This window comes from Magnetospirillum sp. WYHS-4, from assembly GCA_039908345.1.
In the GTDB taxonomy this organism is placed as follows: Bacteria; Pseudomonadota; Alphaproteobacteria; order Rhodospirillales; family GLO-3; genus JAMOBD01.
Map to the genome: position 1 here is coordinate 1 of JAMOBD010000046.1, position 26,113 is coordinate 26,113.

Sequence of the window (26,113 nt, forward strand, 5' to 3'; positions counted from 1 at the left end):
GCCATGCAGTCCGGAATCTATTGGGGCTACGTGGGCATGATCGAAGGCCTGGTGCGGCGCATCCAGAAGGAATTCGGAGCGCCCATGAAGGTGGTGGCGACGGGGGGCTTGGCGTCGTTGTTCGCCGGTGCCACCGACGCCATTACCTGCGAGGACAAGGACCTGACGCTCCGCGGCCTGCTCGCCATCCACCGCCTGAACAGGGGCAAGCCATGAGCGAACTGGTATTCGTGCCGCTGGGCGGTGTCGGCGAGATCGGCATGAACCTGGGGCTCTATGGTCTGGGGGAGGGGCCGGACGACTACCGCTGGCTGATGGTGGACTGCGGCATCACCTTCTCGAACGGTATCCCGCCCGGTATCGACGTCATCCTGCCCGACCCCAAGTTCATCGAAGAACGTCGCGACCGCCTGGAAGGCATCCTGCTCACCCACGCCCACGAAGACCACATGGGAGCCGTACCCTATCTGTGGGACCGCTTCCGGGTGCCGGTTTTCGGGACGCCCTTCGCGCTGTCGGTGCTATCGCGCAAGCTGAAGTTCGATGGCCCGAAACAGACGGTGCCGCTGAAGCCCATTCCGCTCAACGGCAAGTTCAAGATCGGCCCCTTCGATCTTGAAACCGTTCAGTTTACCCACTCGATTCCGGAACCTAGCGCGATCCTGATCCATAGCCCGCACGGTACTGTCCTGCATACCGGGGACTGGAAGCTTGACCCTGACCCGGTGGTGGGAGGCCCGGTGCCCGACCGCACCCTGGCCTACCTGGGAAAAAAGAAGATTCTGGCCCTGGTGTCGGATTCGACCAATGTCTTCGTGAGTGGCCATTCAGGATCGGAGGCCGACCTTCTAGGGGCGCTCACCGACGTGGTGTCCGGCTGCCGGGAGCGGGTGGCGGTAACCTGCTTCGCCACCAATGTGGCCCGCCTGAAGACTCTGTCGCGGGTCGCCATGGCGACCGAGCGGGATGTGGTGCTGATTGGCCGGTCGCTTTGGCGCATCCAGGAAGCGGCGCGGGAAAACGGCTACCTGGACGACGTGCCGGCCTTCCTGAGCGAGGACGACGCCGGCTACCTGCCCCGTGACAAGGCACTCTACATCGTTACCGGCAGCCAGGGGGAGGCGCGGTCGGCGCTGGCCCGCATGGCGCTCGACGATCATCCGCGCATCCGGCTGGAACCGGACGACACGGTGATCTTTTCGTCGCGCACCATTCCGGGCAACGAGGGGGCGGTGGCCCGGGTACACAACAATCTGGTCCGCCGAGGCATCCGGGTCGTGACCGCCAAGGAGAAGCCGGTGCACGTCTCCGGCCATCCGAGCCGCGACGAGATGCGGACCCTCTACCAGTATGTCAAACCGCGCATCGCCGTACCGGTGCACGGGGAGACCCGCCATTTGGCCGAACATGCCGATCTGGCCCGCGCCATGGGGGTCGAGTACGCCCTGGTGGGCGAGGACGGGGCGATGATCCGCCTTGCGCCCGGCATTCCGGAAATTGTCGGCCACGTGCCGGTGGGTCGCCTGGCCCTTGACGGCAACCGCATCGTGCCCTTGGACGGCGAACTGGTGAAAAGCCGCCAGCGCGCCCTATGGAACGGATCGGTGGTCATTACCGTGGTGGTGGATCGCGAAGGCTACCTGATGGCCAAGCCTAAGATCAGCACCAGCGGCCTTCTGGACATCCACGAGCACTGGGTCCAGGACGGCGCTGCGGAAGCCGTCCACGACGCCCTTGACGATCTCTCGGCCCGTTCCTTGCGCGACGACGATGCCTTGGCGGAGGCGGTGCGCGTGGCGGTGCGCCGCTATTTCCGAGACTCCCTCGACAAGAAGCCGGTCACCCACGTGCATCTGGTGCGGATCGATTAGGCCTTCCTTTCTACTGGAACCGGGAGCGTAATCATGAGTGGGACCTCGGAGGCCTGTACCTCCCCTTACGAGACGGAGAGTCGCATGGCCTGCCCCCATTGCGGCCGGACCGCGACGTTGGTCCTGCCCGGCCTGTCGGTGCCGCGCTGGACTTGCCCTGGCTGCGGGGTGGTGCTGGAGGCAGGCGAGGGGGAGTGCTGCGCCGTCTGTGCTCACGGCGACGTTCCCTGCCTGCCCATCCAGGCCGAGAATCTCAAGTGGCAGGGGTTCGGCATGTGCTGCCAGGAAGCGCCTGAGTAATATTCCCACGGGAGAAGCCGGATGAACCTGAATCGGAGCCAACTCGACGAAGCGGTGGCGACGGGGGTGCTGGGGGCCGAGGAAGCCAGCCGGCTGTGGGAGTTTCTCGTCGAACGGGCCCAGGACACCCCCAGCTTCCGCGCCACTCATGTGCTCTATTACCTGGGCGGCATGATCGCCATCGGCGCCATGACCTTGTTCGTCACGTTGGGGTGGGAGCGATTCGGCGGGTGGGGGCTGTTCTCGATCGCCATTGCTTACGGCATCGCGGGACTCGGGCTGACGGAGTTCCTGTTGAACCGGCGCCGCCTGGCGATCCCGGCCGGCATCGCGGCGGTCTTTGTGGTCGCCCTGGTGCCGCTCGCGGTCTACGGCGTTCAAGCCGGATCGGGTTGGTGGGAAGACGGACGGCCCTATCGCGAATACCATACCCATATCGACTGGCGCTGGATGTCCATGGAGATCGCCACCCTGGTCGCCGGTGCTCTCTTGGTGGCCCGCTACCGGTTGCCGTTCCTGGTCCTGCCTGTCGCCGTGACGCTCTGGTACATGAGCATGGACCTGACTCCCTTTCTGTTCGGCGAGGACGACGTCAACTGGGATCGGCGGAAGATGGTGTCCGTCGTCTTCGGTCTGTTCATGGTGGCGCTGGCCGTGGCGGTAGACCTCTATAGCCGGCGGGATAAGGATTTCGCCTTCTGGCTCTACATCTTCGGTGTCATGGCCTTCTGGGGCGGCCTGAGTGCGATGGAGTCGGACAGCGAGATGGCGAAGGTCGTCTATCTCTGTATCAACCTGGCGATGATCGCCGTGGGGTCTTTGCTGGCGCGGCGGGTCTTTGCCGTGTTCGGCGCACTGGGGGCCGCCGGCTACCTCGGCCACCTGGCCTACGAAGTCTTTGAAGACAGCCTTTGGTTTCCCTTCGCCTTGACCCTGATCGGCGGCGGGGTCGTCTATCTGGGAATCGTCTGGCAGCGGCACGAGGCAACCATCGGCGAACAGCTGCGGCGGCGCCTACCGTCCGCCCTGCGGGACTTGGTCGAGAGACGGCGATGAACGCCGCTACAAGAACGATGCCGACTCCCGTTCAGGATGGCTATCGCACCCGCCACTGTTCCACCCAAAGGGTAGATGGGTACTGATGGCCGGTGGGTTCCAGGCCTTCCAGCCACAAGGGCAGGATGAAGGGATCGGCACGGAAATAGAGGGGTAGGGACGGCAGTTCCGTGGCGTAGATCTCCTGCAGCCGATGCCAAAGCGCCTTGCGCTTGGCCCGGTCCAGTTCGACCTCGATCGTTTCGATCAGCGCGTCCACCTCCTCGTTGCGGAATCCGGTGTAGTTCTGACCGGCATAGCCGTTTTCCGGCGTCGGCACGTGGGCCGAATGAAGGGTGGTGCGGGGCACGCTCTCCGGGGAACTCGACCAAGCGTACATGGTCATCCCCTCGAACCGGCGTTGGCGGACGGTCTCGCCGAACAGTACCCGGGCCGGCTGATTGCGCAGGCGAACCTCGATGCCCACCTGCTTCCACTGTGCCTGGAGGACCTGCTGGATGGTCTCTCTGGTTCGGTTGCCGGCGGTAGTGGCCAGTTCCAGGCGCAGGGGCTCGCCCTTGGCGTTGTGGCGGATGCCGGCCTTGAGGGTCTTCCAGCCCGCCTCGTCCAGCAAGGCGGCGGCCCGCTTGGGATCGTGGGGGTAATGGGGCACGGCGTCGGAGTAGGCCCAGTCGAGCGGGTTGACGTTGCCGTGCGCCACCGGCTGGCGACCGCCGAACAGTTGCCGGCCGATGGTCTCGCGATCGGCGGCCAGGGCCAGGGCATGACGGACCCGCTTGTCGGCCAAGATAGGATTGTCGAGGTTGAAGTCCACATGTTCGTAGATCAGTCCCGGCTTGTAGAGCACCCTGTAGCGGCCGGCGTTGCGCTTTTCGAAGGCCAGCGCCTGGTCCAGGGTCAGACCCAATTCCCCGGCGATCATGTCGATGGCGCCCGACAGAAGATTGGCTTCCAGGGCCGCCGTGTTCTCGATCACCCGCAGGACAATGCGCCGGAAGTGGGGCTTGGCCCCCCACCAAAGCGGATTGGGCTCCAATACGATCTGCGCGCCGGGATCGATCTTGGCGATCAGGTAGGGGCCGGCCGACAGGCCTTCGTGGGTGGGCTTGGTGTCGAAGGTGGTGCGGTTCTTGTATTCGGCGGGATTGGCTTCGAAAGCCTCGCTCTCCAGGTGGGCGGGCAGCAGGTTGAAGTCGCTGGCGTCGTTGTAGTCGAAGGTCAGCTTGTCGAAATGCAGAGTGAAGGTCCGGTCGTCCTTGATCTCCACTTTGTAGAGGCTGCGATAGAATTCCATGTTGCCCACCCCCGTGCGGGGATGGCGGCCGACCTGCCAGGTGAATTCCACGTCGTGGCTGGTCAAGGCCTTCCCGTCGCCCCAGCGGGCCTCCGGGTGCAGGCTGTACGTGACGGCGATACCTTGGCGACCTTCGGGCGTGCGCCCCGGCTTGGCGAGGCCGTTCTCCAGGGTAGGCAGTTCCACGCAGAGCAGGCAGACCAGCTTCCAGTCCTTGTCGTAAGCGGTCAGCGGCCGGCGGGTCATGCCAAGCACGTAGGACTTGGCGACCATGGCGTCGATGTTGGGATGCAGGGTGGACGGAAACTGGGTAAGGCCGATTACCAGTTCGTCCTTGCGGACCGGGGCCGCCTGGGCCGCGGTCGCGACCGCCAGGGCCAGTGCCAGTCCAGCCAATTTCTTCGCGATGGACATCGCCCCCTCCCGTCCCGGAAGGTTCGATGGTAGCACCGACTCAGAAACCGTTCATCAGTGGAAGCGCAGCCAACGCCAGAGCCGCCAGGAAGGCGGTCAGCATCGGATGGCGTTCCAGGTAGTCGAACAGGCTGCTCCAAACCATCGCGCAGGTTCCAATTTACATGTCGTCGCCGCGATATAAGCCAAGGAGTCCGGGAAATCCAGCACTAAGACGAACAATATCCTGAACCTGTGGCGAAAATGAAACGGCCCGCCGGGAGGCGGGCCGTTTCGTCGCTCGTCGCCTCGCGAGATTACTTGCCGCCCATGCCGCCCATGCCGCCCATGCCGGTCATACCAGTCATGCCGGACATTCCCGACATGCCGGACATGCCCCCCATTCCCGACTGCGGGGACATGTGCATCTGATGCATCATGCCCATATCGTGCTGGGCACAGGGGCAGGGAGGACAACCCTGGCCGCCGTAGCCCTGCTGCATCATACCGGGGCCGCCCATCATCGGATGGCCCTGCTGCATCATGCCGGGGCCGCCCATCATCGGATGGCCCTGCTGCATCATGCCGGGGCCGCCCATCATCGGATGGCCCTGCTGCATCATGCCGGGACCGCCCATCATGGGGTAGCCGCCGTAGCCTTGCTGCATCATGGACGGGTCGTGCATCATCGGCCCACCCATCGGAGGTTGCCCGCCGTAGCCCTGCTGCATCATGGCGGGGTCCTGCTGCATCATCGGACCGCCGTAGCCCTGGGCCGCCGCCGGGGTCGACAGCGCCACGGCCAGCGCCAGCGCGGAAACGGAAAGAAGCGAACGCATCATGAGCTTGGTCTCCCTGAAAGACATTGTTGTCTTGCTCTCAAGGTAAACCCGGAGGGCGGAAAGGGACAGGGAAAAATCAGGCACCGGCCTCGTCCAGCCAGTCCCCGAGCAGGGCCCGGCCGGCCTGTTCCAGGTGACCCGCATGACGGGCGGCGGCGGTGCGCAGATCGGGAACCGCGACCCCCGGGGTGGCGGCGATCTCGGCAGCATGGCCGATGTACCAGCGCTCCAGGCCGCGTGCCGTGGCCTCGACGTGAAACTGCAGGCCCAACGCCGCCTTGCCCCAGGAGAAGGCCTGGTGGCGAGTGATTGGCGTGGAGGCCAAGTTGACGGCCCCCTCGGGGATGGCGAAGGTGTCGCCGTGCCAGTGCAGGACCGGCACGTCTTCCAATGCCTTCAAGGGGGAGGTCCGGCCCTCGGCGGTCAGGTCCAGCGCCGACCAGCCGATTTCCTTGGCGCCGTTGGGATGGACGCTGGCCCCCAGGGCGCGGGCCATCAACTGGGCGCCCAGGCAAATGCCAAGTATCGGCCGGCCGACCTTCAGGCGGGCCTCGATCAGCTTCAGTTCGTCGGTGAGAAATGGATAGAGATCGTCTTCGTAGGCGCCGATGGGCCCGCCCAAGACGACCAGCAGGTCCGGCGCCGTCCCGTCCAGGACCGCCAAGTCGTCCCAGCCGGCCTCGGCGTAGCGGATGGCGAACCCGCGCGCTTCCAGGGCGGGCCCGAAACTGCCCAGGTCCTCGAAGGCGACGTGGCGGATGGCGAGGCAGGTCTTCATCCAGGGTCTCCTCAGGTTTCCAATACCGGCAGCAGCGGAATCGCTTCGGCGATCGACGGGGCGGTGCGGACCCGGAAGCGGGGACCGGCGACGGCTTGGCATTTGGCTTCCTCGCCTTCCCGCGAGCCGTGGCCGGTCAGCACGTGCACGGCCCCTTCCAGGCCGGCCCGCTTGGCGGCTTCCAGGTCGCTGGCCCGGTCGCCGACCATCCAGGAGCGGGCCAAGTCCAAATCGAGCAGGCTTGCGGCCCGCGTCAGCATGCCCGGATTGGGCTTGCGCGCCGGATGGTCGGGATGGTCGTAGGGCGGCTGGCCCTTGGCATGGTGGGGACAGGCCAGGACCGCGTCGACGAACGCCCCGGCGGCCGCCAAGTCGGTGAGAATCTTCTCCTGGACGGCGGCGAATTCGGGCCAGCCGAAATAGCCGTAACCGATGCCCGCCTGGTTGGTGACGAAGACCACCGGAACGCCCAGCCGGTTAGCGCTGCCGATGGCCTCGGCGGCACCCCGCTCCAGGCGGGCATCTTCGATGCGGTGCAGGTAGTTGACCTCTACGACCACGACGCCGTCGCGGTCCAGGAACAGGGCGGGGACTGGGCGCTTCCAACGCGGCTCGCGCAGACGCTGGACCCAGACTCCCTCGTGGTCGACATGGGCGCCGGCCGGCAGGAGCCGATCGCCCGTCATACGCCCCCCAGAACCAGGATTTGGCCGTTCAGGCAGCAGGCCAGGGGCGAGGCGAGGAAAGCGATGGCGGCTGCCACTTCGTCCGGCGTCGCCGTTCCCGGATCGACGGACGCGATCTGCAGTCCGGGTACTTTCTGATTCGCCAGATGGCGCGCCACGGCGAACAGGGCCGCGTTGCCCGCCTGGGCACCGAGGGAAAGCGGTGTCATGCCGGCCGCCACGATGGCCTTGGGCCGTCCGTCGGCGCGCTGGGCCATCAGGGAATGGATCTCACGGATCAGGCCCGACAGGCCCAGTACCCGGTCTTCCCATCCGTGATCGAGGGGGGGGGCGACATCCGCCGGTGGCGCCTTCCCGGCGCAGGCCACCAGCAGATCGACGTCGTCGGACCGCAGCGCCAGCACGTCGGCTTCCACCGGATCGCGAAGATCGGCCGGAAGGATTTCCGCGCCGCCTTCCAGGGCGAGGGCCAGCGCCTCCAGGGTCTTGGTATCGCGACCCGCCAGGCGCGGCCGGCAACCTTCGGCCGCCAGGCGGCGGGCGATGGCCATGCCGACGGGCGAGGCGGCATCGGCGATCAGGGCGGAACGTCCGCTTAGCGCGAGGTCCACGGGGTTCCCTCGAAACGTTCGGGCGCCAGGATGGTGGGCTGTGTTGGGCCACTGTTGTCGGGGCCCGGATAGTCCAGGGTGTAGTGCAGGCCGCGGCTTTCCTTACGCGACTGGGCGGAGCGGATGATTAGGTCGGCGACCCGCGCCAGGTTGCGCAGTTCCAACAGATCGTTGGTGACCCGGAAGTTGCCGTAATACTCGGCGATCTCGCCCAGTAGGGTGTCGACCCGCCGCTTGGCGCGGGCCAAGCGCTTGTCGGTGCGCACGATGCCCACGTAGTCCCACATGAAACGTCGCAGTTCCTCCCAGTTGTGGGAGACCACCACCTCCTCGTCGGAATCGGTGACCCAGCTTTCGTCCCAGGCGGGCAGGGCGGGAGACTCGGGGATGGCGGCGATGCGTCCCGCGATGTCCGCCCCGGCGGCGGCGGCGAAGACCAGGCATTCCAGCAACGAGTTGCTGGCCATGCGGTTGGCGCCGTGCAGGCCGGTGTAGGCGACCTCGCCGATGGCGTAGAGGTTCTCCACGTCGGTACGGCCACGCAGGTCGGTGACCACGCCGCCGCAGGTATAATGGGCGGCGGGGACCACCGGGATCGGCTGGCGGGTCATGTCGAGGCCGAATTCCAGGCACTTCTGGTAGAGGTTGGGGAAGTGCCCCTTCACGAAGTCGGCCGGCCGGTGGCTGATGTCCAGGTAGACGCAGTCGATGCCGAGCCGCTTCATCTCGTGGTCGATGGCGCGGGCTACGATGTCGCGGGGTGCCAATTCGGCACGGCTGTCGAAGCGGTCCATGAAGCGCGATCCGTCGGGCAGCTTCAGCAGCCCGCCTTCGCCGCGCACCGCTTCGGTGATGAGCTGGGACTTGGCTTGCGGGTGGTAGAGGCAGGTGGGGTGGAACTGCGAGAATTCCATGTTGCCCACCCGGCAGCCGGCGCGCCAAGCCATGGCGATGCCGTCCCCGGTCGCCACGTCGGGGTTGCTGGTGTAGAGGTAGACCTTGCTCGCCCCGCCGGTCGCCAGAACCACCGCCTTGGCGCGTAGCAGGATCACGTGACCCTCGCGGGTGTCCAAGGCGTAGGCTCCGACGCAGCGGCCGCGCCGCCCACCCGGAATCCTTTCGCGGATCAGGTCGACGGCGTTGCAGTGTTCCAGCAGGTGGATATTGGACCGTCGCGCCACCTGCGCGGCCAGCGTGTTCTCCACCTCCTGGCCGGTGGCGTCGGCGGCATGGACGACCCGGCGGTGGCTGTGGCCGCCCTCGCGGGTCAGGTGGTATTCGTTGGCATGGCCTTCTTCCTCGCGCAGGTCGAAATGGGCGCCATATTCGGCCAGCCGGGCGATGGCCGTCGGCGCGTTCCCGACCACGAAGCGCACCACGTCCGGATCGCAGAGGCCGCCGCCGGCGATCAGGGTATCCTCGACATGGGAATCGAGGGAGTCTTTGTTGTCCATCACGGCGGCGATGCCACCCTGGGCGTAATAGGTGCTTCCTTCCTTGAGGGGCCCCTTGGCCAGCACGGCGACGCTGTCCACCGACCGGGACAGGGTCAGCGCCAAGTCCAGACCCGCCGCGCCGCTGCCGATCACCAGCACGTCGAAGGAATGATCCACGCTCATCGCCCGGGTACCTCCGCCGAAGAACAGGAGTCCTGTCTAGCAGAACAGCCGGGGCCCTGGGAAGCGTCGGGGCGTTCTTGACGCAGCATCTCCCCGGCCTTCCGTACCACCCGTTCGGTGCCGGGAGGCAGGGCGAGGGTGGCCAGATCCTCGGGACGGAACCAAGCGGTCTCCGCCGCGTCGCCGCCGGCCACCGCCTCGCCTTCGGGCGCCAGCGCCAGCATGTCGATCAGGGTGTAGTGGTAATGGACACGGCCCTCGTCGTCCCGCTCGATGTAGTCGAGGACGTCGACAATCCCAAGAATCTCGATGGTCAGGGCTGCTTCCTCGGCCAATTCCCGGCGGACGGCCTCGCCGACGGTCTCGCCGACTTCCTGCAGGCCTCCGGGCAGGCTCCATTGCCCCTGGCATGGCGGTTTGGCCCGCTTGACCAGCAGGACCCTGCCGTCCCGCCAGACCACGGCGCCCACTCCTATCATCGGTTGTTTCGGATATTCTCGACCCATGCTTCCTGCCCCGTCGGTTTTGCCCTATGATAGGCTTAACGGCGGTTGGGGGACCGCGCAATCGTCCAAGGGGGCCTGAATGGCGCACGAAGTTGTTCTGAACCGAAAGACCTATGGCGAGGGCGCATCGGTTTTCCGCGAAGGGGACCAGGGCGACGTGGCCTATGTGGTTCAAACCGGGCGGATCGAGATCTTCAAGATCGTCGATGGCGTGGAAAAGGTCTTGGGCGACGTGGGGCCGGGTGGCATCTTCGGCGAGATGGCCCTGATCGACGACAAGCCGCGCATGGCTTCCGCCCGGGTGGTGGATCCGTCCACCGTCATCGTGGTCAGCCGCCAGATGCTCGAGGACAAGTTGAAGAAGAGCGATCCCTTCGTGCGGGGGCTGCTGCACATCCTGGCAAGCACCATCCGGCGCATGAGCCAACAGAAATAGGGATCGAATGACCCATCAGGGCCAGCAAGCGCCGAACGGCGAACACCGAGTCCCCCGTTTGGGGCTGGGGGTACGCCTGCGCAACTACTTCATCACCGGCATTCTAGTCACGGCGCCCATCTCGCTGACCTTTTGGCTGGTCTGGCAGTTCGTCCGCTTCGTCGACGGCAAGGTGACGCCGCTCATTCCCCATCAATACCTGCCCGAAAACTATCTGCCTTTCGGCATCCCCGGATTCGGGGTGGTGATCGCGGTCGCCACCCTCACGCTGATCGGCTTCGCGACGGCGGGATTCCTCGGGCGTCTGCTGGTACGCTTCTACGAAGGGCTGTTGAGCCGCATGCCCATCGTGCGCAGCGTCTACAACGCGCTGAAACAGATCATCGAGACCGTGCTGGCCCAGAAGAGCCGGGCGGTCGGCAAGCCGGTTCTGGTCCAGTATCCCCGTTCCGGGGCCTGGACCATCGCCTTCATGATGGGCGAGTCGGAAGGGGAGATTTGCCGGAGTATCGGTGGAAACTGTGTCACCGTCTATGTGCCGACGACGCCCAACCCCACCTCGGGGTTCCTCCTGTATCTGCCGCGTGACGAGGTGATGCCGCTGTCCATGACCTCGGAGGAGGCCTGGAAGATGGTGATATCTTTGGGAATCGTGGTGCCGGCCGATCGTGGGGCCTTGCCGCCCGCCTGAAGCGGTCAAGCCGGCTTGGCAAGCAGGGAGCGGCGGTGTGCCGAGGGGCCGATGTTCCGCGCCAGCGGTTCCGCTCGCCAACCGGATTCGGCCAGAAGGGCCGTCATCTCCTCGATCCGATAGGTCGTCAGGCCCAATTGGCCGCGCAAGCGGCGATAGGGAGAAAACAGGGTTCGCATCAGGCCGATCGCCGCGTCGGCGAGAAAGCCGTTGGCGAGGCCGAAACGGAGGAGCGACCAAGCATCCCGGAATACCGCCGTACCGGGAGGAACGATATCGGCGACCAGCAGGAAGCCATCCGGCGCGACTGCTTGGCGAAGGTTGCGGAAGAGTGTCGGGGTTGCCTTCCGGTCCAGATATTGAACGACCGAGACCAGCAGGATGGCGTCGAAGGGACCGACATCCGGGGCGAGGTCGTCGAGAAGGCGTATTCCCTGGGAATCCGCATAGCGGGCGCGCAAGCGGTCACGGACCGCCGCGGCACCGTCGAACAGGAAGACATCGGCGCCAAGGGAGGCGAGGCGGGGCGCCATCAGCGCATCGCCGCACCCGTAATCCAGCAGCTTGAAGGGAGGGGCGGGCATCAGGCGCGAGATGTCGGCGAACAGGCGATCATAGTGCGCTTCCAAGTGGCGGAAGCTCGCATAGACGCTGTTGTCGCGATTCCAGTAATCCAGCCAATCCTCAGTCATAGGGACATGATGGGAAAACTCCACGAGTCTCGCAACGCCGGAGGCGGCATTCCGTATTCGTCCGGATTGGCCCCAACGACCGACTGCCCTTCGGGGCCCACTTGATGTAGAATGCGGCATTCGTTCAGTGGGGGCGGGAATTTGTAAGGATGTTACAGTTCTCCTTACCGACGGCGGTAGCGGGGGCCATGATCGATTCCGCCCTGTTGTTCGCCACCTTGCTCGTCTTGCGCAGGGCGCCCGGTGCCATGGCCGGTCTGGGCTGGTGGGCCGCGGCTTTCGGTCTGCATACACTGCGCTATGCCCTGTTGTTCGCCGAGCCCACGGCGGGGATTGCCTTCGTTACTTTTGCGTCCGAAAGCCTGCAGGCCGGTTCGGCGGCCATGATGTTGGGCGGCACGCTGCTTCATCTGGAAAAGCCCATGCGACCTTGGATGATCGTGGCCGGTTGCGTCGTTCCCGTTGCCTGGGTGGCGGCAACCGTGTTCGGTGGGGCCGGGTGGCTCGCCACGACCTTGCCCGTTTACTTCTTCGGGGGCGGGGTGATGATCTTTTCCGGCTGGGTCCTGATCCGCAATCACCCCCAGGGGTGGCGTAGCGGCCGGTCCTTCACCGGACTGATGTTGATTCTATGGGGCCTTCACCGGCTCGATTATCCTTTCCTGCGGCCCATTCCCGAGATAGCCGTCTGGGGGTTCTTGCTGGCGCATGTCTTCGAGGTCCTGCTTGCCCTGGGCCTGATTTTGATGTCGCAGCGCCACCTGATCCTCCACGTCGCGGCGGAGACCGAGATGCGCCTGGAGGCCGAGACCTATGCCCGACAGAGCAGCACCGCTCTGGCCGAAAGCGTCGATCAACTCACCCATTCCAGCACCGAACTGGGACGGCTGGTGCGCACCCTGAACCACGACCTGCAGGAACCGCTGCGCAACATCATCACCTACTCGCAGATGTTGAGCCGCCGGTTGGGGCCGGCGGCCGATCCGGAACTGCGCGAGGAGGCCGACTTCATCACTGGCGCCGCCATGCGGCTTCGCCTGGTCATCGGCGGGTTGACCGCCTATTCTCGCGTTTCGGCGGAAACACGTCCCTTCCGCCCCTTCAAGGCGGAAATCGCCGTGCAAGCGGCGATGGGCGATCTGGAACAGGAACTCCTTGGGCGCCAGGCTGTGGTCACTTTCTCGCCCTTGCCGTCGGTGTTTGGGGATCCCGGCCAGATCAGCCTGCTGTTTCGCCACCTCATCGAAAACGCCGTGCGTTTTTCCGCGCCCGAGACGGTTCCCGCCATTCACATCGCGGCCGTTCAGGAGGAGGATAGCTGGACCTTCTCGATTCGAGATAACGCCATGGGCATCGAGCGCCGGTATTGGGACCGCATCTTCGAACCCGGTTGGAAGGGCCAGAACCAGCCGAGCAGCGGTGGAACCGGCCTGGGGCTCGCCATTTGCCGGCGTATCGTCGCGCAACACGGGGGCCGCATCTGGGTGGAAGAATCTGACGTCGGCAAGGGGACCGAGGTCCACTTCACCCTTTCTTCCGAAGCAAAAAAATCGCCAGAGGGCCCAGGAGTCCGATGACGGTCACGGCAAGGAAGGCCATCCGCCAGGCCGTGCCCTCGCCGACGCCGCCCGCCACGTCCAGGATGATGCCCAGTCCAAGCGGGGCCAGGAAGCCGCAGCCGAACCCCACGAAGGCATGCAGCGCCAGGGTGATGCCGCGCCGACCCGCCTCCGCGACCCCGACCACGCCGGCCGTCAGGACTGCCGAATCCGCCTGGATGAAGAAGCTGTAGAGCAACAGAAGGCCGGCGACCATGGCATAGCCGTCCTGTGCCAGCATCGCCATCGCCGCAGCACAGAGGGTGGCGCCGATCATGGCCGCCGCGATGGTGGGGCGGCGGCCAAAACGTCCGGCCACTTCGTTGACGCCGATGCTGGCCGCCATGGCCACCAGGCTGCCCAGCATGGCCACCGTGGTCGGCTGCGGCCAGCCGGCCGGGAGGCCGCCATCGGCCAGGGCGAAGGCCAGCAGGGCCACCTGCCATGATCGGACGGCGAAGAGTTCTCCGGTATGGATACCGTAGCCGAGGATGTAGCCCATCGCCTCGCGGTTGCGCAGGACCGGGCGGAAATCGAGCAAATGGGTTTTTCCGCCCGCGGGGTGGGGAGTCACCGGGCCGACGGACATTCCCACCCAGACCACGGCCACCAAGCCTGCCAGGGCGGCAACCGCGAAGGCCCAGCGCCAGCCGATGGCTTCCCCCACCTCTCCCGCCATCAGAAAGGACAGGGCCACGCCCAGGCTGAAGGAAGCGGTATAGAAGGCGATGGCTCTGGCCTCCTGGGCGCCCCGGTAGCGGTCGACCAGAACTTGCAGGCCAGGCATGTAGGTGGCCGCCAAGCCGGCGCCGGCCAGGGTCCGGAGGGCGAGCGCCGACCAGAATCCATCGGCCAACAGGGCAAATCCGGCGCAGGACAGGGCCGTCGCGGCGGCACCCGCCAGCCAGACCTGCCGGGCGTCCAGGTGGTCGGTGAGGCTGAGCAGTACCGGCGCCGCCACCGCGTAGGCAGCGAAGTAGATGCCGGAGATCCAGCCCGCCTCGGTGGGCGTCAGGCCCCAGCCGTCGAAGAATCCGGGGAGCAACGCCGGGAAGGCGAAGGCACCTGCCATGGTCAACACCTCGGCACCGCACATCGTGACGGTCAGGCGGCCGGGTGTCATACGAGGCCTAGGCGTCGACGGATTTCGGCGGCTATGGGGGTGGCGGCGTTGAGCGGTTCGTGGCTCCAGGCATCCAGTTTTTCTTCCAGGGGGCGGGCGTAGCCCTTCGCATAGAGTTCCTGGTGCAGCACCCCGTGTTTGTGCACGGTCAGCGCCTTGGGAGCGAAGATATAGACCGGAGCCGCCGTGGCGCAGGCCTCCGAGCACATGGATACCGAATCCCCGGTCACCACGATGGCGTCGGCCAGGGCGAGATAGCCGAAATAGGGATTGTCGCCCCCGTCACCCCACGTGAAGACGTGGGCGGGAATACCGGCTATGGCTTCCAGCAAGGCCTGCCGTGCCCCTTCGCCGGTGCGCCGGCTGGTGGTGACCAGCAGCGAGCCCCCGGTCTTGCGGGCCATCGCCGCCACCTTTTCCCCCAGTTCGCGGGCCAGCGGCGCGGTGAATTCGCGGCGCTTGGTGCTGCCGCCGACGATCAGGGCGATGCGGGGGCGAGGCAGGGGCTCCAGGCGATCCTCCCAATCCTGGCGGGATTCGGCCAAACGTTGGGGAGTCACGGGGTGGGGCGCGCCGGTGATGGGCAGGAAGTTGGGCAGCGGCGGTACCCGGTCATGGTGCGGTACCGCTACCAGATCGAAGTCGTCGATGCCGGTCTCGCCCGGATACATGATCTGGCACAGGAAGGTCTTGCCGCCGCTCTTTTCCTTGATGTAGCGGGCGACCGGCGCGGTGCGCCGCCCCGCCGCGATCGCCAAGTCGGGCCAGGGCGGCGCCAGGTTGATGCGGCTGTTCTTGGTCAGACCGTGGAAGGAGGCGCCGAGCACCATGTTGGGCAGGGCGCCGGCCGCCGTGTATTCCAATTCCTGCTTGATGTAGGGAAGTCCCAGGACCTGGGCGACGCCCATCACCTGGCTGCGGTTGCCGGCGCGGTCGTCGATCAGGAGCCAGACGAGGGGCGGGATCATGGCGACATTGATAGGCGCTTTGCCGTTCCGGTCAATTAGATTTGAATTGCCGCGGCCCCCGCCGCAAGGGTACACAGCCGCCCATGCATATCGAAGCCAAGCGCCTATCCGACTATCCCTGGTTCGTTCGCCTGTTCTTCTGGAAGCAGAAGCATACCTATGGCGCCGTTCTCGATCCCGCCTTGTTGTGGGGACGTTCGCCGCTGGTCTTCGCCGGGGTGGCGCTGCTTTACGGGGCCGTGAACCGCAAGCGTTCGCCGATCTCGCCGGAGCTGCGCTCGCTGCTGACGGTGCGGGTATCGCAGATCAACCACTGTCCCTTCTGCATCGACATCAACTCGGCAACCCTGCTCAAGAGGGGCGCCAGCCCCGAGAAGGTGAACGCCCTCGACCACTGGCGCGACAGCGCGTTGTTCGACGACCGGGAGCGGGCGGCGCTGGACTATGCGGAGGCCGTGACCGTCACCGACCGCGAAGTGACCGGCGAGATGATGGGGCGTCTGAAGGTTCATTTCGACCAGGACGCCATCGTCGACCTGACCGGCCTGATCGCCTTCCAGAACCTGTCCAGCAAGTTCAATGCCGCCCTGAATGTCCCCGCCCAGGGATTCTGCAAGCTGCCGCCACGCTGACTTTCGCCGGATGCCAAGCGGAAAGGATCGGCGCGGCGTGGCGGTTCACGCGATCCGGATCGCGGGTCGGGTCCCGGCGTCGAGGCGCCTGTTGGCCCCGGTCAGGAACCGAGAACGATTGCTGCCGCTTCCGCCACCGATCCTACGACGAAGTCCGGCGCCGGCGGGCGCTTCTCGGACCAGCCGTAGTCGATGAAGACCGTGCGGACGCCCGCGGCCAAGCCGGCTTCCACGTCGCGCCAGCGATCGCCCACCATGTAGCTGGCGGCCAGATCGATGGCGAAGTCGGCGGCGGCGTCCAGCAGCAGACCGGGCTTTGGTTTGCGGCAGGAACACCCGTCCCGGTCGTCGTGCCAGCAGGTGCGGACGGCGTCCAGGGGCAGCCAGTCCAGCAATCGCGCGTGCATGGTCTCGACCACGGCGCGGTCCAGGTCCCCTCGGGCCACGTCGGGTTGGTTGGTGACCACAACCAGGAAGAAACCGGCCTTCTTGAGCCGTGCCACCGCCGCCGCCGCGCCGGGCAGCAGTTCCATGTCGTCGGCGGCCAGCGGCGCATAGGGCTTGCCGTCCCGCACCACGGGCCGGACCAGAACCCCGTCGCGATCCAGGAAGACGGCGGGTTTCATTTCTTCTCCAGGCTTTCCCAATGGGCCTTCTGGACGGCCAGGTCTGGGTGGGAGACCAGGCAATGCCAGACCACGGCCTGGAAGGCCTCGGACTGGGGGGTGACGGTGGCGGCGTCGACGGTGGGAACGACCACCACCGCATCGCCGGCCTGCTTGGTGTAGCCGCCGTCGCGTCCGACCACGCCCAGCACCTTCATGCCGCGCGCCTTGGCTTCCTGGATGGCGCGCACGATGTTGGGGCTGACGTTCCTTTCCAGATTGCCGCCGCCAACGGAAAATACCATCAGGGCATCCTTGGCCTTGGCGCGGCTGCCCTTCAGCCAGTTGGCGAAGACCGATTCCCACCCATCGTCGTTGGTCCGCGCCGTCAGTTCCGAGACGTTGTCCACCGGGGTATAGGCCTCGATGTCGCAGAGCTTGCGGAAGTCGTTGACCGCATGGCTGCAGTTGGCGGCGCTGCCGCCCACGCCGACCAGGAACAGCCGGCCGTCGGCGGCGCGCAGTTCTTTCAGGATGACGACCATCTCCTCGATGAGAGCGGTGTCGATCCGGCCGGCGATTTCCGCCGCTTGGAGCATGAAGGTAGCTGCATATCCCATGGCTGACTCCTTGAACGGGGAAGGATCGATCATAGCTTTCGACGGCCGGCGGGAACAGCGACTTCCCGCCACAGGCCGGGAGCCAGGCCTTCCAGCGTCCAGTCTCCCACAGCCCAGCGGATCAGGCGTAGCGTCGGAAAGCCCACCGCCGCCGTCATGCGCCTGACCTGGCGATTGCGGCCCTCGCGCAACGTCAGTTCGATCCAGAAGGTGGGAATTGCGGCACGGAAGCGGACCGGCGGGTTGCGCGGCCACAGGCCTTCGGGCTCGGGGATGGACCGCGCTTCGGCCGGGCGGGTGGGGCCGTCGTTGAGGGTGACGCCCTGGCGCAGGGCCTTCAGCGCCTCCGGGGTCGGAACGCCTTCCACCTGGACCAGGTAGATCTTGGGCAGCTTGTGCCTGGGGTCGGCGATGCGGGCATGCAACGGGCCCTGGTCGGTCAGCACCAGCAGGCCCTCGCTGTCCTTGTCCAGGCGTCCGGCTGGGTAGACCCCGGGGACCGGAACGTACTTGGCCAGAGTCTCCCCTTCGCCGCTGAACTGGGCGAGCACGCCATAAGGCTTGTTGAACAGGATCAGGCGGGGCATAACCCGATGGTAGAACACAGGACCCCCATGCCCCGCAAGCCCATCCGCCGCTCGCCCACGCCGCAGCCGCAAGTGTCTTCGCCGCCGTCGCGCGTGGCGCTCGACCGCGACGCATTTCGTATCGCCGGCTTGCCGGCGGTGCGGGCCTTGTTCGCCAAGCGGCCGGAAGCCGTCGAACGGCTCTACCTGGACGAACGCCTCAAGGGAGAGACGGAGGAACTCTGCCGCCAACTGGCCCGCCTGCACCGTCCCTACCGCTTCGTGGAGGCCGAGGAACTGGGCCGTATCGGCGGCAGCCCGCTGCACGGCGGCATCCTGGCCATCACCCGGCCGCCCGTCGTGCCCGCTTTCGATACCGAGGAGGCCAAGCTCTGGGCGGCGTCGGGCGATCCGCTGGTCTTTCTGGACGGGGTGGGCAATCCCCACAACCTGGGGGCCATCGTGCGGACGCTGGCCTTTTTCGGCATGCCGCGCCTGGTGATCTCCGACAGCCCGGACCAAGCCGGGCCTTCCGAGTCCGCCTGGCGGGTCTCCGAAGGTGGCATGGAATATGTGGGAATCTGGCGGGCGGTGCGCCTGCCCATTGCGCTCAAGCGGTTGAAGGACCATTTCCGGGTCGTGGGCACGGCCCTGGGGCAGGGGAGGGTTCTTCGTCCCCAGGACCTGCATCGCCGGGGCCCTCGTCCCATCGCTCTGGTGTTGGGCAACGAGGAGCACGGCCTGTCTTCCGCGACCTTGCAAGCTTGCGAGAAGGTGGTGACTCTGTCCGGTGCGGGCAACATCCAGTCGATGAACGTGGCGGCCACGGCGGCAATCCTCGCCTTCCAGATGTCACAAGACTAGGGACAGGGCTGGAGATCGGGGCTATAACTCCCGCCATGCAGACCGCCGTGAAGACCGTTCTTGGCCATTCTTCCAGCGATGTGCCCGTGGAGCGCATCGCCCATACCCAGATTCTCGCCTGTTCCCCTGGCCTGCGCCTGCGCGAGGCGGCGCGGCGCATGCAGGAGGAACGCTGCAGTTCCATCGTCGTCATGGATGGCGACACGCCGGTCGGAATCTGGACGGAACGGGACGCGCTGCGCCTGGACTTCAGCGACAGAGCGTCCCTGGACGTCCCGGTTTCCACGGTGATGAGCAAGCCGGTCAAGACCGTGTCGGGCAAGGTCTCGGTCAACAAGGTCGGGGGGCGGTTCAAGGAGGAAGGGGTACGCCACCTGCTGGTGGAGGATGATCGGGGAAAGGTGATCGGCATCGTCACCCAGACCGACGTCATCCTCAACCAGGGGGTCGAGCATTTCCTCTTCCTGCGCGACGTGGGCTCGGCGCTCAATCGGCCGCTGGTGGTCATTCCGGGCACCGCCGATTTGAACGAGGCGGCGCGGCGTATGCGCGAATCCGGAGTCGACGCAGCCGTGGTGACCGGGGCCGGAGACGAGGAGCCGGGTATCGTCACCGAACGGGATTTGGTGCGCCTGATCGCCACCCGCACCATGCCGGAGACGGTGGGCGCGGTAGCCAGCCGGCCGATGATCACGGTGCCCCACGACTCCCCTTTGCTGAACGCCCGCGACATGCTGGAACGCTACCACGTGCGCCACCTTGGGGTGACCGGCGAGGGCGGCCTGATGGTCGGGCTTCTGTCCTTTTCCGACATCCTGCAGAGCGTGCAGTACGAATACGTCCACCAGCTCGAGGCGGCCTTGGGCGAGCGCGACATCGCGCTGAAGCGCTCCGAACGCAACCTGATGCTGGCTCACAAGGTCATCGAGGCCTCTCTGGACGGCATCATGATCGTCAGCGCGGCCGGGCTGATCGAGATGGTCAATCCGGCCTTCACGACACTGACCGGCTACGACTCCGACGAAGTGGTCGGCCAGAACCCCCGGCTGCTGAGTTCGGGGCGGCACGATCAGGAATTCTACCGGATTCTCTGGGACACCCTGGCCCAGGATGGGCAGTGGCAGGGTGAAATATGGAACCGCCGCAAGAATGGCGAGGTTTTTCCGGAGTGGCTGACCATCACGGCCATTCACGGAGATGACGGCAAGATCCAGCGCTACGCGGCCATCTTCAGCGACATCACGGAACGCAAGAAGGCCGAGGAGCGCATCAAGAATCTGGCTTATTTCGACGTGCTGACCGGGTTGCCCAACCGGCGCCTGTTCACCGATCGCCTGGCGGTGGCCATGGCCAACGCCCACCGGCACGAACATCGCATGGCGGTGATGCTGCTGGACCTCGACATGTTCAAGCGGATCAACGACACCCTCGGCCATTCCGCCGGCGACCGGGTTCTGGAGACGGTGGCACAACGCCTGATCACCGCGATCCGCGAGGGCGACACGGTGGCACGCCTGGGGGGGGACGAATTCTCCGTGCTGCTGCCCGAGGTCGAGCAAATCGACGACGCGGTCCGCCTGGCCCGCCGCATCATCGAGGAGATCAAGCAGCCGCTCTATGTCGACGGCAGCGAGATGTTCGTCACGGCCAGCATCGGCATCAGCCTCTATCCCGACGATGCCATGACCGCGGAAGGGCTCCTGAAGAACGCCGATACGGCCATGTACCGGGCCAAGGACCTGGGACGCAACGCCCACCAGCTCTATTCCTCCACCATGAATGCCCTGTCGCTGGAACGGCTGGCCATGGAAACAAGTCTCCGCCACGCCCTGGCACGCGACGAGTTTCTGCTGGCTTACCAGGTCAAGGTCAACATGGGGAGTGGACGGCTGTCCGGAGTCGAGGCCCTGATCCGCTGGCATCATCCGGAATTGGGCGTCGTGCCGCCGTCGGATTTCATTCCATTGGCCGAGGCCAACGGCCTGATCGGTCCCATCGGCGAATGGGTGCTGCATACCGCCTGCCGGCAAAACCGCGAGTGGCAGGATCTGGGGCTGCCGCCGACCCGGGTGGCGGTCAACATTTCGGCCCGCCAATTTCTGCAATGCGATCTGGTGGCCACGGTGCGCGACGCCCTGGAATCGTCCAATCTCGATCCGCGCTGGCTGGAATTGGAGGTCACCGAAAGCGCCGTCATGCCACGCGTCGACGAAGCCGCCGCCATGCTGCACGAGTTGCGGGCCATGGGCGTGCATATCTCCATCGACGATTTCGGCACCGGCTATTCCAGCCTCAGCCACCTGAAGCGGTTGCCCATCGACTCCTTGAAGATCGATAAGACGTTCGTTCAGGACATGGCCGAGGACAGCGATGACGTCGCCATCGTCTCGGCGATCATCGCCATGGCCCAAACCTTGCGCATACGGGTCATCGCCGAAGGGGTGGAGAACGAGAAGCAGGCCCTGTTCCTGCGCGCCCAGGGGTGCGACGAGGTACAGGGCTACCTGATCGGCCGGCCGGTTTCGCCGGAAAACCTCGTCAGCCTGTTCGACCGCCGGCTGCTGCCCGGCGTCGACGGAGAACCGGTGGAAATGGCATGACCATGGACGCGAGGATATTGACCGCGGTGGCGGCCGGCGGGGCCTTGGGGTCGGTAGCCCGTTATCTCGTGATGGTGCTGATGGGGGCATGGCTTGGGGGCGGGTTCCCCTTCGGGACCCTGGCGGTCAACCTCCTTGGCGGCTTCCTGCTGGGGGGGCTGATCGAGCTGATGGCCCTGTCCTGGTCCGCCACCCAGGAGACGCGCGCCTTTCTGGTGGTTGGCGTTCTTGGCGGATTTACTACCTTCTCGACATTTTCCATGGATATCTTCGTGCTGGTCGAACGAGGCGACGGGTTGGGGGCGGCGCTTTATGTGGCGGCCTCGGTGGGGCTGGGCTTGGCGGCTTTCTTCGCCGGGTTGGCGGTGGTGCGGGCGCTACTGGCATGACGGGCGTTCTTACCAAGGCGGTCGCGGACGACGAAGGTGACCTGCGGCTTGATCGCTGGTTCCGCCGCCATTTCCCCCAGGTCACTCACGGGCGCCTGGAAAAGTGGCTGCGCACCGGCCAGGTGCGGGTCGACGGCAAGCGCGTCAAGGCCAGCCAGCGCCTGGCGGCGGGCCAGACGGTGCGGGTGCCGCCCTTGGGCGAGGAAGAGCCGACGAGGGCTCCCGCGCCCAGGAAGCCGGCGGCGCCCATGCTGTCGGAAAACCAGCGCCGCGACCTGGAGGCCCGCGTCCTGCATAAGGATGCCCTGGTCCTGGTGATCGACAAGCCGGCGGGGCTGGCGGTGCAGGGGGGAACGGGAACGGACCGGCACCTGGACGGCATGCTGGATGCCTTGCGGTTCGAGGCGGCCGAGCGGCCCCGTTTGGTGCACCGGCTGGACCGCGATACTTCCGGCGTTCTGGTGCTGGCGCGCAATGCCAGGGCCGCCGCCTTCCTGGCCGATGCCTTCCGATCCAAGGAGGCCCGCAAGCTCTACTGGGCCCTGGTGGTCGGCCTGCCCGAACGCGCCATGGGCAAGATCAGCCTGCCCATCGCCAAACTGCCCGGCCGTGCCGGCGAACGCATGGCGGTCGACTACGACGAAGGCAAGCGCGCCACCACCCTCTATCGCGTCGTCGAGCGGGCTGGGGCGAGCGCTGCCTGGTTGGCCATGGAACCGCTCACCGGGCGCACCCACCAACTGCGCGTCCATGCGGCGGAGGGCTTGGGGACGCCGATCCACGGCGACGGCAAGTACGGCGCCCAGAAGGCCTTTCTGGATGGCGAGGGGCTGAGCCGCAAGTTGCACCTGCACGCCCGCGCCATCCGCATTCCGCACCCGGCCGGCGGTATCCTGGAAGTCTTCGCCCCCTTGCCCGAACACATGCGCCGTACCTGGAAATTCCTGGGCTTCTCCGAAAAGAACCCGGATTCGGGGTTTCTGGACGAGGGGTGAGCCGGCACGGGTTCAACCCAGGTTGTCGATGATCTTGCGCACGGCATCCCCCAGCGCCGCCCAGGTCATGACCAGCACCGCATGATGACGGGTGGCGGGTTGGTCGCCGGTAAAATGCAGGAACCAGGAATTGGCCCAGGCCGAATTGACGCAAAGCGCCACCAGCCGCCGGTCGTTGCGATAGGCATCGTTCAGCAGGAACGGGTAGCGCTCGATCACATGGTACAACCAAGGCCAGTTGAAACGGCGGTCGAGATCGGCCGCCAATCCATTCCCGTAGAGGTAATGGCACAGCGGAAACTCTTCCTTGGCGGTACGGGGATTTTCTTCGTAGGTGTCGTAGACATGGCGTAGCGCCGCCGCGTGCCGTGGCCGGTACAGGACCATCACTCCGGTATTGGCCAGGGTGGGGGCCGGCGAAAGGCCGGCGGCGCGGTAGATGTCGGCGATGGTGGGAATCGTTGCTTCCGGATCGCCAAGGCGCGCCTGACGTTCCACCAAGGCCGCGTGGATATGGGGCGTGTCGTACAAGGTACCGTAGGACACCAGCCCAACCCCCCGTCTCGCGTTGGCTTCCACGATGCACGGCGCGGCCAGGAAATTGATCAGAATGTCGGCGTCCAGCCATACCACGTCGTCGTAAGGCTGGACATCCGGATGCTCCAGGATCAGGCACTTCTGCCAGTTGCGCGCCCGTTCGCGGCCACGTGGCGAGTCGTCTATGTGGCGGTCGATGGCCACGATGTCGTAGCCGTGCCGGGCCGCGTATTGCCGCCACGTCGGCTCAACCTGCCGCTCCCATTCCTCGCGATAGGCCGGCTCGCCAATCAGCAGAGTGACCAGGGCCTTGGTATTGCGTGCCATGTCGGCAGCATAGCGCAATGCGATCGCGGGGGCTAGCCGGCGCCCCTTGCCCTAGGTGGCCTTGATGACCACCAGGGTCACGTCGTCTTCCTGGGCCCGGTCCTGGCGGAAGCTGCGCAGCGTGCGGGCGATGGCATCGCAGATCTGGTCGGCGGACAAGTGGGCATGCTTGCGGATCACCGACTTGAGTGCGTCCTTGCCGAACATCTCCCCGCGGGGATTGCGACTCTCCCAGATGCCGTCCGTACCGATGGTGACGATCTCGCCCGGCCGCCAGGCATCACGGGATTCCTCGTGGTACTGCCAGTTGCCGTCGATGCCGAGTGGGATATCGGAGCCCGCCAGTTCCACGAATCCGTCGCTCTCCGGGCTAAAGAGCAAGGCCGGCTCGTGGCCGGCGCTCACCCAGCGGAAGCGGTGGTTTCTGGCTTCGACGACGCCGTAGAACAGGGTCATGAAGCGACCGGCGTGGGTGTCGGCGGACAGGTGGCGGTTGATGGCGGTCATCAGTTCAGACAGGCTGCCCGGCGTGGCGGCATGGCTGCGCAGCAGGGCGCGGGCGGTGGTCATCAGGAGCGCCGCCGCGACTCCGTGGCCCGTCACGTCACCGACCGCGACGCCCAAATGCAAGTCGTCCAACTGGGAAAATTGGATGAAGTCGTAATAGTCGCCTCCCGTCTCGTCGCAGTAGATGCTGCGGCCGGCGATGTCGAAGCCGGGGATGGAGGGAGAGGCCTCGGGCAGCAGATGCTGTTGCACCTCCATGGCGAGCGACAGAGCCTCCCGCATGCGGAAGCGATCCTGCAGCTTCGGTACCATGATGTTGAAGCTGTCGCCCAGTTGTTCCAACTCGTCGCCGGTACGGATGTCGGCCCGTGCCTTCAGGTCGCCGTCGGCAAGTCGGCGTGCCGTCTCGGTCAATTCGACCACCGGACGGGTTACCGCCCGCGATCCCAGGTAGGACAAGATGATCGCCACCAAGCCGAAGACCACGACGCTGGAGGCGGCGATGGTCGTCTGATGGGCCAGGCGCTTGCGGGCGCGCTGTTCGGAAATCGCGGTGCGGGCGAGAACCACCGACGTCGGAACCTCGACCCGCAAAATCAGGGGGTGACTGCCGGCCCGACCTTCGGCGGCCAGGGCTTCGCCCGTGATCTCCGGGGGGCCGCGCCGCGCCGCGAGACGGCCGGAATCCGCCTCGACCAGGGACAGCGAGGCGGTTGATGTCCAGTCGGCGGGCAGCATCACGCTGTCGAACAGGGAGTCCGTGTCGGCGGCGGTTTCCCGCCGCCCGGCCTCGATCAGGGCGCTGGCCGCCCTGAGGATGCGGTCCAGTTCCTCCTTCGCCTGTTCGATCTGCGCCGTGCGATGGTCCAGGATCAGTTCTCGGCTCAGGGCTTCCGTCGCACGCTTGTCGAGTGCGCTGATGAAGACCAGCGGTGGCAGCGAGACGGTCAGCAGGATGACCAGAAGCTTCTTGAAAATGGACATCCCGGACTTTCTTGGCGGATCAGTTGGCGGCCTGCAGGGCAACGGCCTCGCCGGTAATGACGAAGATCACCTCGCCGTCCTTGGCCTTGTAGGTCCATTTCTCGATGGGGCCCAGCTTGGACAGGTCGGACGGCTTGCCAAGAGCCGCTTCCAGCTTGGCCCGCGTATCGGCGCCCTGAGCCTTCGAGACGAGGTCGGCCTTGGTGGGGTCGCCGCATGCGGCGAGCGCCAGCAGACCGGCAGATGCGGCGAAGTGCTTGAAGAAACGAATCATCGCGAGGCCCTTCCTATCGGTAAGGCGTCACCTTGCCACCTTTCGAACGCCGCCGCAACGGCGGGCCCCAAAGGCGTGGTGGGCGCAGTCCGCAGGCGGGGGGCCGGGTTGCGTTCTCGGCGTTGCCTTGCCGGGAGACGGGGGAACTCCGCCGGGTGTATAATTCCCGGCGCAGTGCTCCAGATGGGAATTTCGCCATGAACAAGATTCTTTCTCTGCTGGCTGGGATCGTCCTGGCGGCCTGTACCGGGCCCATCATGACCTTCGACTACAAGAGCAGCGGCATCGACCGGATATTCGGCCATGCGGCTTCCGATGGCGATGTCTCGGTGGTCGTCCTGGGCGCGCCTGCCGGTTGGGAGGCGAAGGCCGCCGCCGCGTTGCAGGTCGGCAACGGCTTCGGTCCGCGCGCCCGCTTCGTGGCCCGCCCGGCGGCAGAAGTTCCGCGCGGGGAAGCCTTCATCGCGGTCCACTTCGAGCCGCCGCGCGCCCAGGCGTCCCATTCGGCTTGCGAGAACCTCGCGGTTCGAGAAGCGTCGCCGCCGGGCGGGCACCATCTCCAGGTCGTCCTGTGCTCGGAAGGAGTCGCCCTGTCCGAGGTCACGCTGATCGTGCCCCCCGATGCCGACTTGTCCCACGCGCTGACCCAGGCCATGGGCGTCCTGGTTCCCCCTTACGATCCGCAACTGCACGGCGGGGGCGGAACGGTGAACTGAATAGGCGAACGCATGCACGGATATCGTGGCCGT

The 26,113-nt window shown here is 66.0% G+C and carries 29 protein-coding genes; 13 read left to right on the top strand and 16 right to left on the bottom strand.

What is annotated here, in order from left to right:
* The 4 genes from H7841_12935 to H7841_12950 all read left to right on the top strand — a co-directional run.
* Positions 1 to 216 (top strand): pantothenate kinase (locus H7841_12935; protein ID MEO5337778.1); only part of this gene is annotated, 216 nt, incomplete at its 5' end.
* The gene (locus H7841_12940; GenBank protein ID MEO5337779.1) at positions 213 to 1,871 is read left to right on the top strand and encodes a ribonuclease J; all 1,659 of its coding nucleotides are present in this window, start codon (positions 213 to 215) and stop codon (positions 1,869 to 1,871) included. The genes H7841_12935 and H7841_12940, both read left to right, overlap by 4 nt.
* A gap of 33 nt (positions 1,872 to 1,904) precedes the next feature.
* Positions 1,905 to 2,171 (top strand): hypothetical protein, encoded by a 267-nt coding sequence (locus H7841_12945; GenBank protein ID MEO5337780.1) that lies wholly within the window; start codon positions 1,905 to 1,907, stop codon positions 2,169 to 2,171.
* Positions 2,172 to 2,192: 21 nt separating this feature from the next.
* Positions 2,193 to 3,227 (top strand): hypothetical protein, encoded by a 1,035-nt coding sequence (locus H7841_12950; GenBank protein ID MEO5337781.1) that lies wholly within the window; start codon positions 2,193 to 2,195, stop codon positions 3,225 to 3,227.
* A 40-nt stretch (positions 3,228 to 3,267) separates the two neighbouring features.
* Here H7841_12950 and H7841_12955 read toward each other — a convergent pair whose 3' ends face one another.
* The 7 genes from H7841_12955 to H7841_12985 form a co-directional block, all read right to left on the bottom strand.
* A complete protein-coding gene (locus H7841_12955; GenBank protein MEO5337782.1) occupies positions 3,268 to 4,935 on the bottom strand; it encodes a peptide ABC transporter substrate-binding protein in 1,668 nt (555 codons plus the stop codon).
* A gap of 296 nt (positions 4,936 to 5,231) precedes the next feature.
* Positions 5,232 to 5,756 carry a hypothetical protein gene (locus tag H7841_12960; protein MEO5337783.1) on the bottom strand — a complete coding sequence of 175 codons (525 nt, stop codon included), beginning with the start codon at positions 5,754 to 5,756 and terminating at the stop codon, positions 5,232 to 5,234.
* Positions 5,757 to 5,832: 76 nt separating this feature from the next.
* Positions 5,833 to 6,534, bottom strand: a complete 702-nt coding sequence (locus H7841_12965; protein MEO5337784.1) for a glutamine amidotransferase — start codon at positions 6,532 to 6,534, stop codon at positions 5,833 to 5,835.
* Positions 6,535 to 6,545: 11 nt separating this feature from the next.
* Positions 6,546 to 7,220, bottom strand: coding sequence for an HAD-IIIA family hydrolase (locus tag H7841_12970; protein MEO5337785.1), 675 nt, complete (start codon positions 7,218 to 7,220; stop codon positions 6,546 to 6,548).
* Entirely contained in the window at positions 7,217 to 7,831 is a 615-nt protein-coding gene (locus H7841_12975) for a hypothetical protein (GenBank protein MEO5337786.1), read from the bottom strand. The genes H7841_12970 and H7841_12975 overlap by 4 nt, the downstream gene beginning before the upstream one ends.
* Complete coding sequence (nadB, locus tag H7841_12980; protein ID MEO5337787.1) at positions 7,816 to 9,450, bottom strand: L-aspartate oxidase; 1,635 nt, start codon at positions 9,448 to 9,450, stop codon at positions 7,816 to 7,818. The genes H7841_12975 and nadB overlap by 16 nt, the downstream gene beginning before the upstream one ends.
* Positions 9,447 to 9,929, bottom strand: coding sequence for an NUDIX hydrolase (locus H7841_12985; GenBank protein MEO5337788.1), 483 nt, complete (start codon positions 9,927 to 9,929; stop codon positions 9,447 to 9,449). Before H7841_12985 ends, nadB begins: the two co-directional genes overlap by 4 nt.
* Before the next feature lie 106 nt (positions 9,930 to 10,035).
* On the opposite strand from H7841_12985, the gene H7841_12990 reads away from it, so the two are divergent.
* Positions 10,036 to 10,392: a cyclic nucleotide-binding domain-containing protein gene (locus tag H7841_12990; protein MEO5337789.1), complete on the top strand. Its 357-nt coding sequence runs from the start codon at positions 10,036 to 10,038 to the stop codon at positions 10,390 to 10,392.
* 7 nt (positions 10,393 to 10,399) lie between these two features.
* Positions 10,400 to 11,083 carry a DUF502 domain-containing protein gene (locus tag H7841_12995; GenBank protein MEO5337790.1) on the top strand — a complete coding sequence of 228 codons (684 nt, stop codon included), beginning with the start codon at positions 10,400 to 10,402 and terminating at the stop codon, positions 11,081 to 11,083.
* A 5-nt stretch (positions 11,084 to 11,088) separates the two neighbouring features.
* Here H7841_12995 and H7841_13000 read toward each other — a convergent pair whose 3' ends face one another.
* Positions 11,089 to 11,775: a class I SAM-dependent methyltransferase gene (locus H7841_13000; protein ID MEO5337791.1), complete on the bottom strand. Its 687-nt coding sequence runs from the start codon at positions 11,773 to 11,775 to the stop codon at positions 11,089 to 11,091.
* Between the two features lie 188 nt (positions 11,776 to 11,963).
* Here H7841_13000 and H7841_13005 point away from each other — a divergent pair, with 188 nt between their 5' ends.
* Entirely contained in the window at positions 11,964 to 13,352 is a 1,389-nt protein-coding gene (locus H7841_13005) for an ATP-binding protein (GenBank protein ID MEO5337792.1), read from the top strand.
* On the opposite strand, the gene H7841_13010 is transcribed toward H7841_13005, so the two are convergent.
* Positions 13,300 to 14,496: an MFS transporter gene (locus H7841_13010; GenBank protein ID MEO5337793.1), complete on the bottom strand. Its 1,197-nt coding sequence runs from the start codon at positions 14,494 to 14,496 to the stop codon at positions 13,300 to 13,302. The two genes, H7841_13005 and H7841_13010, sit on opposite strands and share 53 nt — an antisense overlap.
* Positions 14,493 to 15,464 carry a mitochondrial fission ELM1 family protein gene (locus tag H7841_13015; protein ID MEO5337794.1) on the bottom strand — a complete coding sequence of 324 codons (972 nt, stop codon included), beginning with the start codon at positions 15,462 to 15,464 and terminating at the stop codon, positions 14,493 to 14,495. The genes H7841_13010 and H7841_13015 overlap by 4 nt, the downstream gene beginning before the upstream one ends.
* 83 nt (positions 15,465 to 15,547) lie before the next feature.
* Between H7841_13015 and H7841_13020 the strand changes: the two genes are divergently transcribed.
* Complete coding sequence (locus H7841_13020) at positions 15,548 to 16,096, top strand: carboxymuconolactone decarboxylase family protein (GenBank protein MEO5337795.1); 549 nt, start codon at positions 15,548 to 15,550, stop codon at positions 16,094 to 16,096.
* Between the two features lie 101 nt (positions 16,097 to 16,197).
* Here H7841_13020 and H7841_13025 read toward each other — a convergent pair whose 3' ends face one another.
* The 3 genes from H7841_13025 to H7841_13035 are packed head-to-tail and all read right to left on the bottom strand — an operon-like array spanning position 16,198 to position 17,908.
* Positions 16,198 to 16,722 (bottom strand): HAD family hydrolase, encoded by a 525-nt coding sequence (locus H7841_13025; GenBank protein ID MEO5337796.1) that lies wholly within the window; start codon positions 16,720 to 16,722, stop codon positions 16,198 to 16,200.
* Entirely contained in the window at positions 16,719 to 17,321 is a 603-nt protein-coding gene (locus tag H7841_13030; GenBank protein MEO5337797.1) for an SIS domain-containing protein, read from the bottom strand. Before H7841_13030 ends, H7841_13025 begins: the two co-directional genes overlap by 4 nt.
* A gap of 29 nt (positions 17,322 to 17,350) precedes the next feature.
* Complete coding sequence (locus tag H7841_13035; GenBank protein MEO5337798.1) at positions 17,351 to 17,908, bottom strand: pseudouridine synthase; 558 nt, start codon at positions 17,906 to 17,908, stop codon at positions 17,351 to 17,353.
* 27 nt (positions 17,909 to 17,935) lie between these two features.
* Between H7841_13035 and H7841_13040 the strand changes: the two genes are divergently transcribed.
* From H7841_13040 to H7841_13055, 4 genes are read left to right on the top strand one after another with little or no spacing between them, the layout of a single operon-like run.
* Positions 17,936 to 18,751 carry an RNA methyltransferase gene (locus tag H7841_13040; GenBank protein ID MEO5337799.1) on the top strand — a complete coding sequence of 272 codons (816 nt, stop codon included), beginning with the start codon at positions 17,936 to 17,938 and terminating at the stop codon, positions 18,749 to 18,751.
* Positions 18,752 to 18,798: 47 nt separating this feature from the next.
* Entirely contained in the window at positions 18,799 to 21,351 is a 2,553-nt protein-coding gene (locus H7841_13045) for an EAL domain-containing protein (protein ID MEO5337800.1), read from the top strand.
* Between the two features lie 2 nt (positions 21,352 to 21,353).
* A complete protein-coding gene (crcB, locus tag H7841_13050; protein MEO5337801.1) occupies positions 21,354 to 21,740 on the top strand; it encodes a fluoride efflux transporter CrcB in 387 nt (128 codons plus the stop codon).
* Positions 21,737 to 22,735, top strand: a complete 999-nt coding sequence (locus H7841_13055) for an RluA family pseudouridine synthase (GenBank protein ID MEO5337802.1) — start codon at positions 21,737 to 21,739, stop codon at positions 22,733 to 22,735. Before crcB ends, H7841_13055 begins: the two co-directional genes overlap by 4 nt.
* 12 nt (positions 22,736 to 22,747) lie before the next feature.
* Here the strand turns inward: H7841_13055 and H7841_13060 are convergent, their stop codons facing one another.
* From H7841_13060 to H7841_13070, 3 genes are read right to left on the bottom strand one after another with little or no spacing between them, the layout of a single operon-like run.
* The gene (locus H7841_13060; GenBank protein ID MEO5337803.1) at positions 22,748 to 23,599 is read right to left on the bottom strand and encodes a hypothetical protein; all 852 of its coding nucleotides are present in this window, start codon (positions 23,597 to 23,599) and stop codon (positions 22,748 to 22,750) included.
* A gap of 51 nt (positions 23,600 to 23,650) precedes the next feature.
* The gene (locus tag H7841_13065) at positions 23,651 to 25,090 is read right to left on the bottom strand and encodes a SpoIIE family protein phosphatase (protein ID MEO5337804.1); all 1,440 of its coding nucleotides are present in this window, start codon (positions 25,088 to 25,090) and stop codon (positions 23,651 to 23,653) included.
* Between the two features lie 19 nt (positions 25,091 to 25,109).
* Entirely contained in the window at positions 25,110 to 25,364 is a 255-nt protein-coding gene (locus H7841_13070) for a hypothetical protein (GenBank protein MEO5337805.1), read from the bottom strand.
* A gap of 197 nt (positions 25,365 to 25,561) precedes the next feature.
* On the opposite strand from H7841_13070, the gene H7841_13075 reads away from it, so the two are divergent.
* Positions 25,562 to 26,080: a hypothetical protein gene (locus tag H7841_13075; GenBank protein MEO5337806.1), complete on the top strand. Its 519-nt coding sequence runs from the start codon at positions 25,562 to 25,564 to the stop codon at positions 26,078 to 26,080.
* Positions 26,081 to 26,113: the final 33 nt, after the last annotated feature.

What these genes read in the sequence shown, in the direction of transcription:
- H7841_13060 (MEO5337803.1), bottom strand. Translation starts at nt 23,599, where the DNA reads ATGGCACGCAATACCAAGGCCCTGGTCACTCTGCTGATTGGCGAGCCG.
- H7841_12955 (MEO5337782.1), bottom strand. Translation starts at nt 4,935, where the DNA reads ATGTCCATCGCGAAGAAATTGGCTGGACTGGCACTGGCCCTGGCGGTC.
- H7841_13005 (MEO5337792.1), top strand. Translation starts at nt 11,964, where the DNA reads ATGATCGATTCCGCCCTGTTGTTCGCCACCTTGCTCGTCTTGCGCAGG.
- H7841_13020 (MEO5337795.1), top strand. Translation starts at nt 15,548, where the DNA reads ATGCATATCGAAGCCAAGCGCCTATCCGACTATCCCTGGTTCGTTCGC.
- H7841_12960 (MEO5337783.1), bottom strand. Translation starts at nt 5,756, where the DNA reads ATGATGCGTTCGCTTCTTTCCGTTTCCGCGCTGGCGCTGGCCGTGGCG.
- H7841_13035 (MEO5337798.1), bottom strand. Translation starts at nt 17,908, where the DNA reads ATGCCCCGCCTGATCCTGTTCAACAAGCCTTATGGCGTGCTCGCCCAG.
- H7841_13015 (MEO5337794.1), bottom strand. Translation starts at nt 15,464, where the DNA reads ATGATCCCGCCCCTCGTCTGGCTCCTGATCGACGACCGCGCCGGCAAC.
- H7841_13075 (MEO5337806.1), top strand. Translation starts at nt 25,562, where the DNA reads ATGAACAAGATTCTTTCTCTGCTGGCTGGGATCGTCCTGGCGGCCTGT.
- H7841_13030 (MEO5337797.1), bottom strand. Translation starts at nt 17,321, where the DNA reads ATGGGATATGCAGCTACCTTCATGCTCCAAGCGGCGGAAATCGCCGGC.
- H7841_13065 (MEO5337804.1), bottom strand. Translation starts at nt 25,090, where the DNA reads ATGTCCATTTTCAAGAAGCTTCTGGTCATCCTGCTGACCGTCTCGCTG.
- H7841_12985 (MEO5337788.1), bottom strand. Translation starts at nt 9,929, where the DNA reads ATGATAGGAGTGGGCGCCGTGGTCTGGCGGGACGGCAGGGTCCTGCTG.
- H7841_13025 (MEO5337796.1), bottom strand. Translation starts at nt 16,722, where the DNA reads ATGAAACCCGCCGTCTTCCTGGATCGCGACGGGGTTCTGGTCCGGCCC.
- H7841_13070 (MEO5337805.1), bottom strand. Translation starts at nt 25,364, where the DNA reads ATGATTCGTTTCTTCAAGCACTTCGCCGCATCTGCCGGTCTGCTGGCG.
- H7841_12990 (MEO5337789.1), top strand. Translation starts at nt 10,036, where the DNA reads ATGGCGCACGAAGTTGTTCTGAACCGAAAGACCTATGGCGAGGGCGCA.
- H7841_13040 (MEO5337799.1), top strand. Translation starts at nt 17,936, where the DNA reads ATGCCCCGCAAGCCCATCCGCCGCTCGCCCACGCCGCAGCCGCAAGTG.
- H7841_12965 (MEO5337784.1), bottom strand. Translation starts at nt 6,534, where the DNA reads ATGAAGACCTGCCTCGCCATCCGCCACGTCGCCTTCGAGGACCTGGGC.
- crcB (MEO5337801.1), top strand. Translation starts at nt 21,354, where the DNA reads ATGGACGCGAGGATATTGACCGCGGTGGCGGCCGGCGGGGCCTTGGGG.
- H7841_12940 (MEO5337779.1), top strand. Translation starts at nt 213, where the DNA reads ATGAGCGAACTGGTATTCGTGCCGCTGGGCGGTGTCGGCGAGATCGGC.
- H7841_13010 (MEO5337793.1), bottom strand. Translation starts at nt 14,496, where the DNA reads ATGACACCCGGCCGCCTGACCGTCACGATGTGCGGTGCCGAGGTGTTG.
- H7841_13000 (MEO5337791.1), bottom strand. Translation starts at nt 11,775, where the DNA reads ATGACTGAGGATTGGCTGGATTACTGGAATCGCGACAACAGCGTCTAT.
- H7841_12970 (MEO5337785.1), bottom strand. Translation starts at nt 7,220, where the DNA reads ATGACGGGCGATCGGCTCCTGCCGGCCGGCGCCCATGTCGACCACGAG.
- H7841_12995 (MEO5337790.1), top strand. Translation starts at nt 10,400, where the DNA reads ATGACCCATCAGGGCCAGCAAGCGCCGAACGGCGAACACCGAGTCCCC.
- H7841_13055 (MEO5337802.1), top strand. Translation starts at nt 21,737, where the DNA reads ATGACGGGCGTTCTTACCAAGGCGGTCGCGGACGACGAAGGTGACCTG.
- nadB (MEO5337787.1), bottom strand. Translation starts at nt 9,450, where the DNA reads ATGAGCGTGGATCATTCCTTCGACGTGCTGGTGATCGGCAGCGGCGCG.
- H7841_12945 (MEO5337780.1), top strand. Translation starts at nt 1,905, where the DNA reads ATGAGTGGGACCTCGGAGGCCTGTACCTCCCCTTACGAGACGGAGAGT.
- H7841_12950 (MEO5337781.1), top strand. Translation starts at nt 2,193, where the DNA reads ATGAACCTGAATCGGAGCCAACTCGACGAAGCGGTGGCGACGGGGGTG.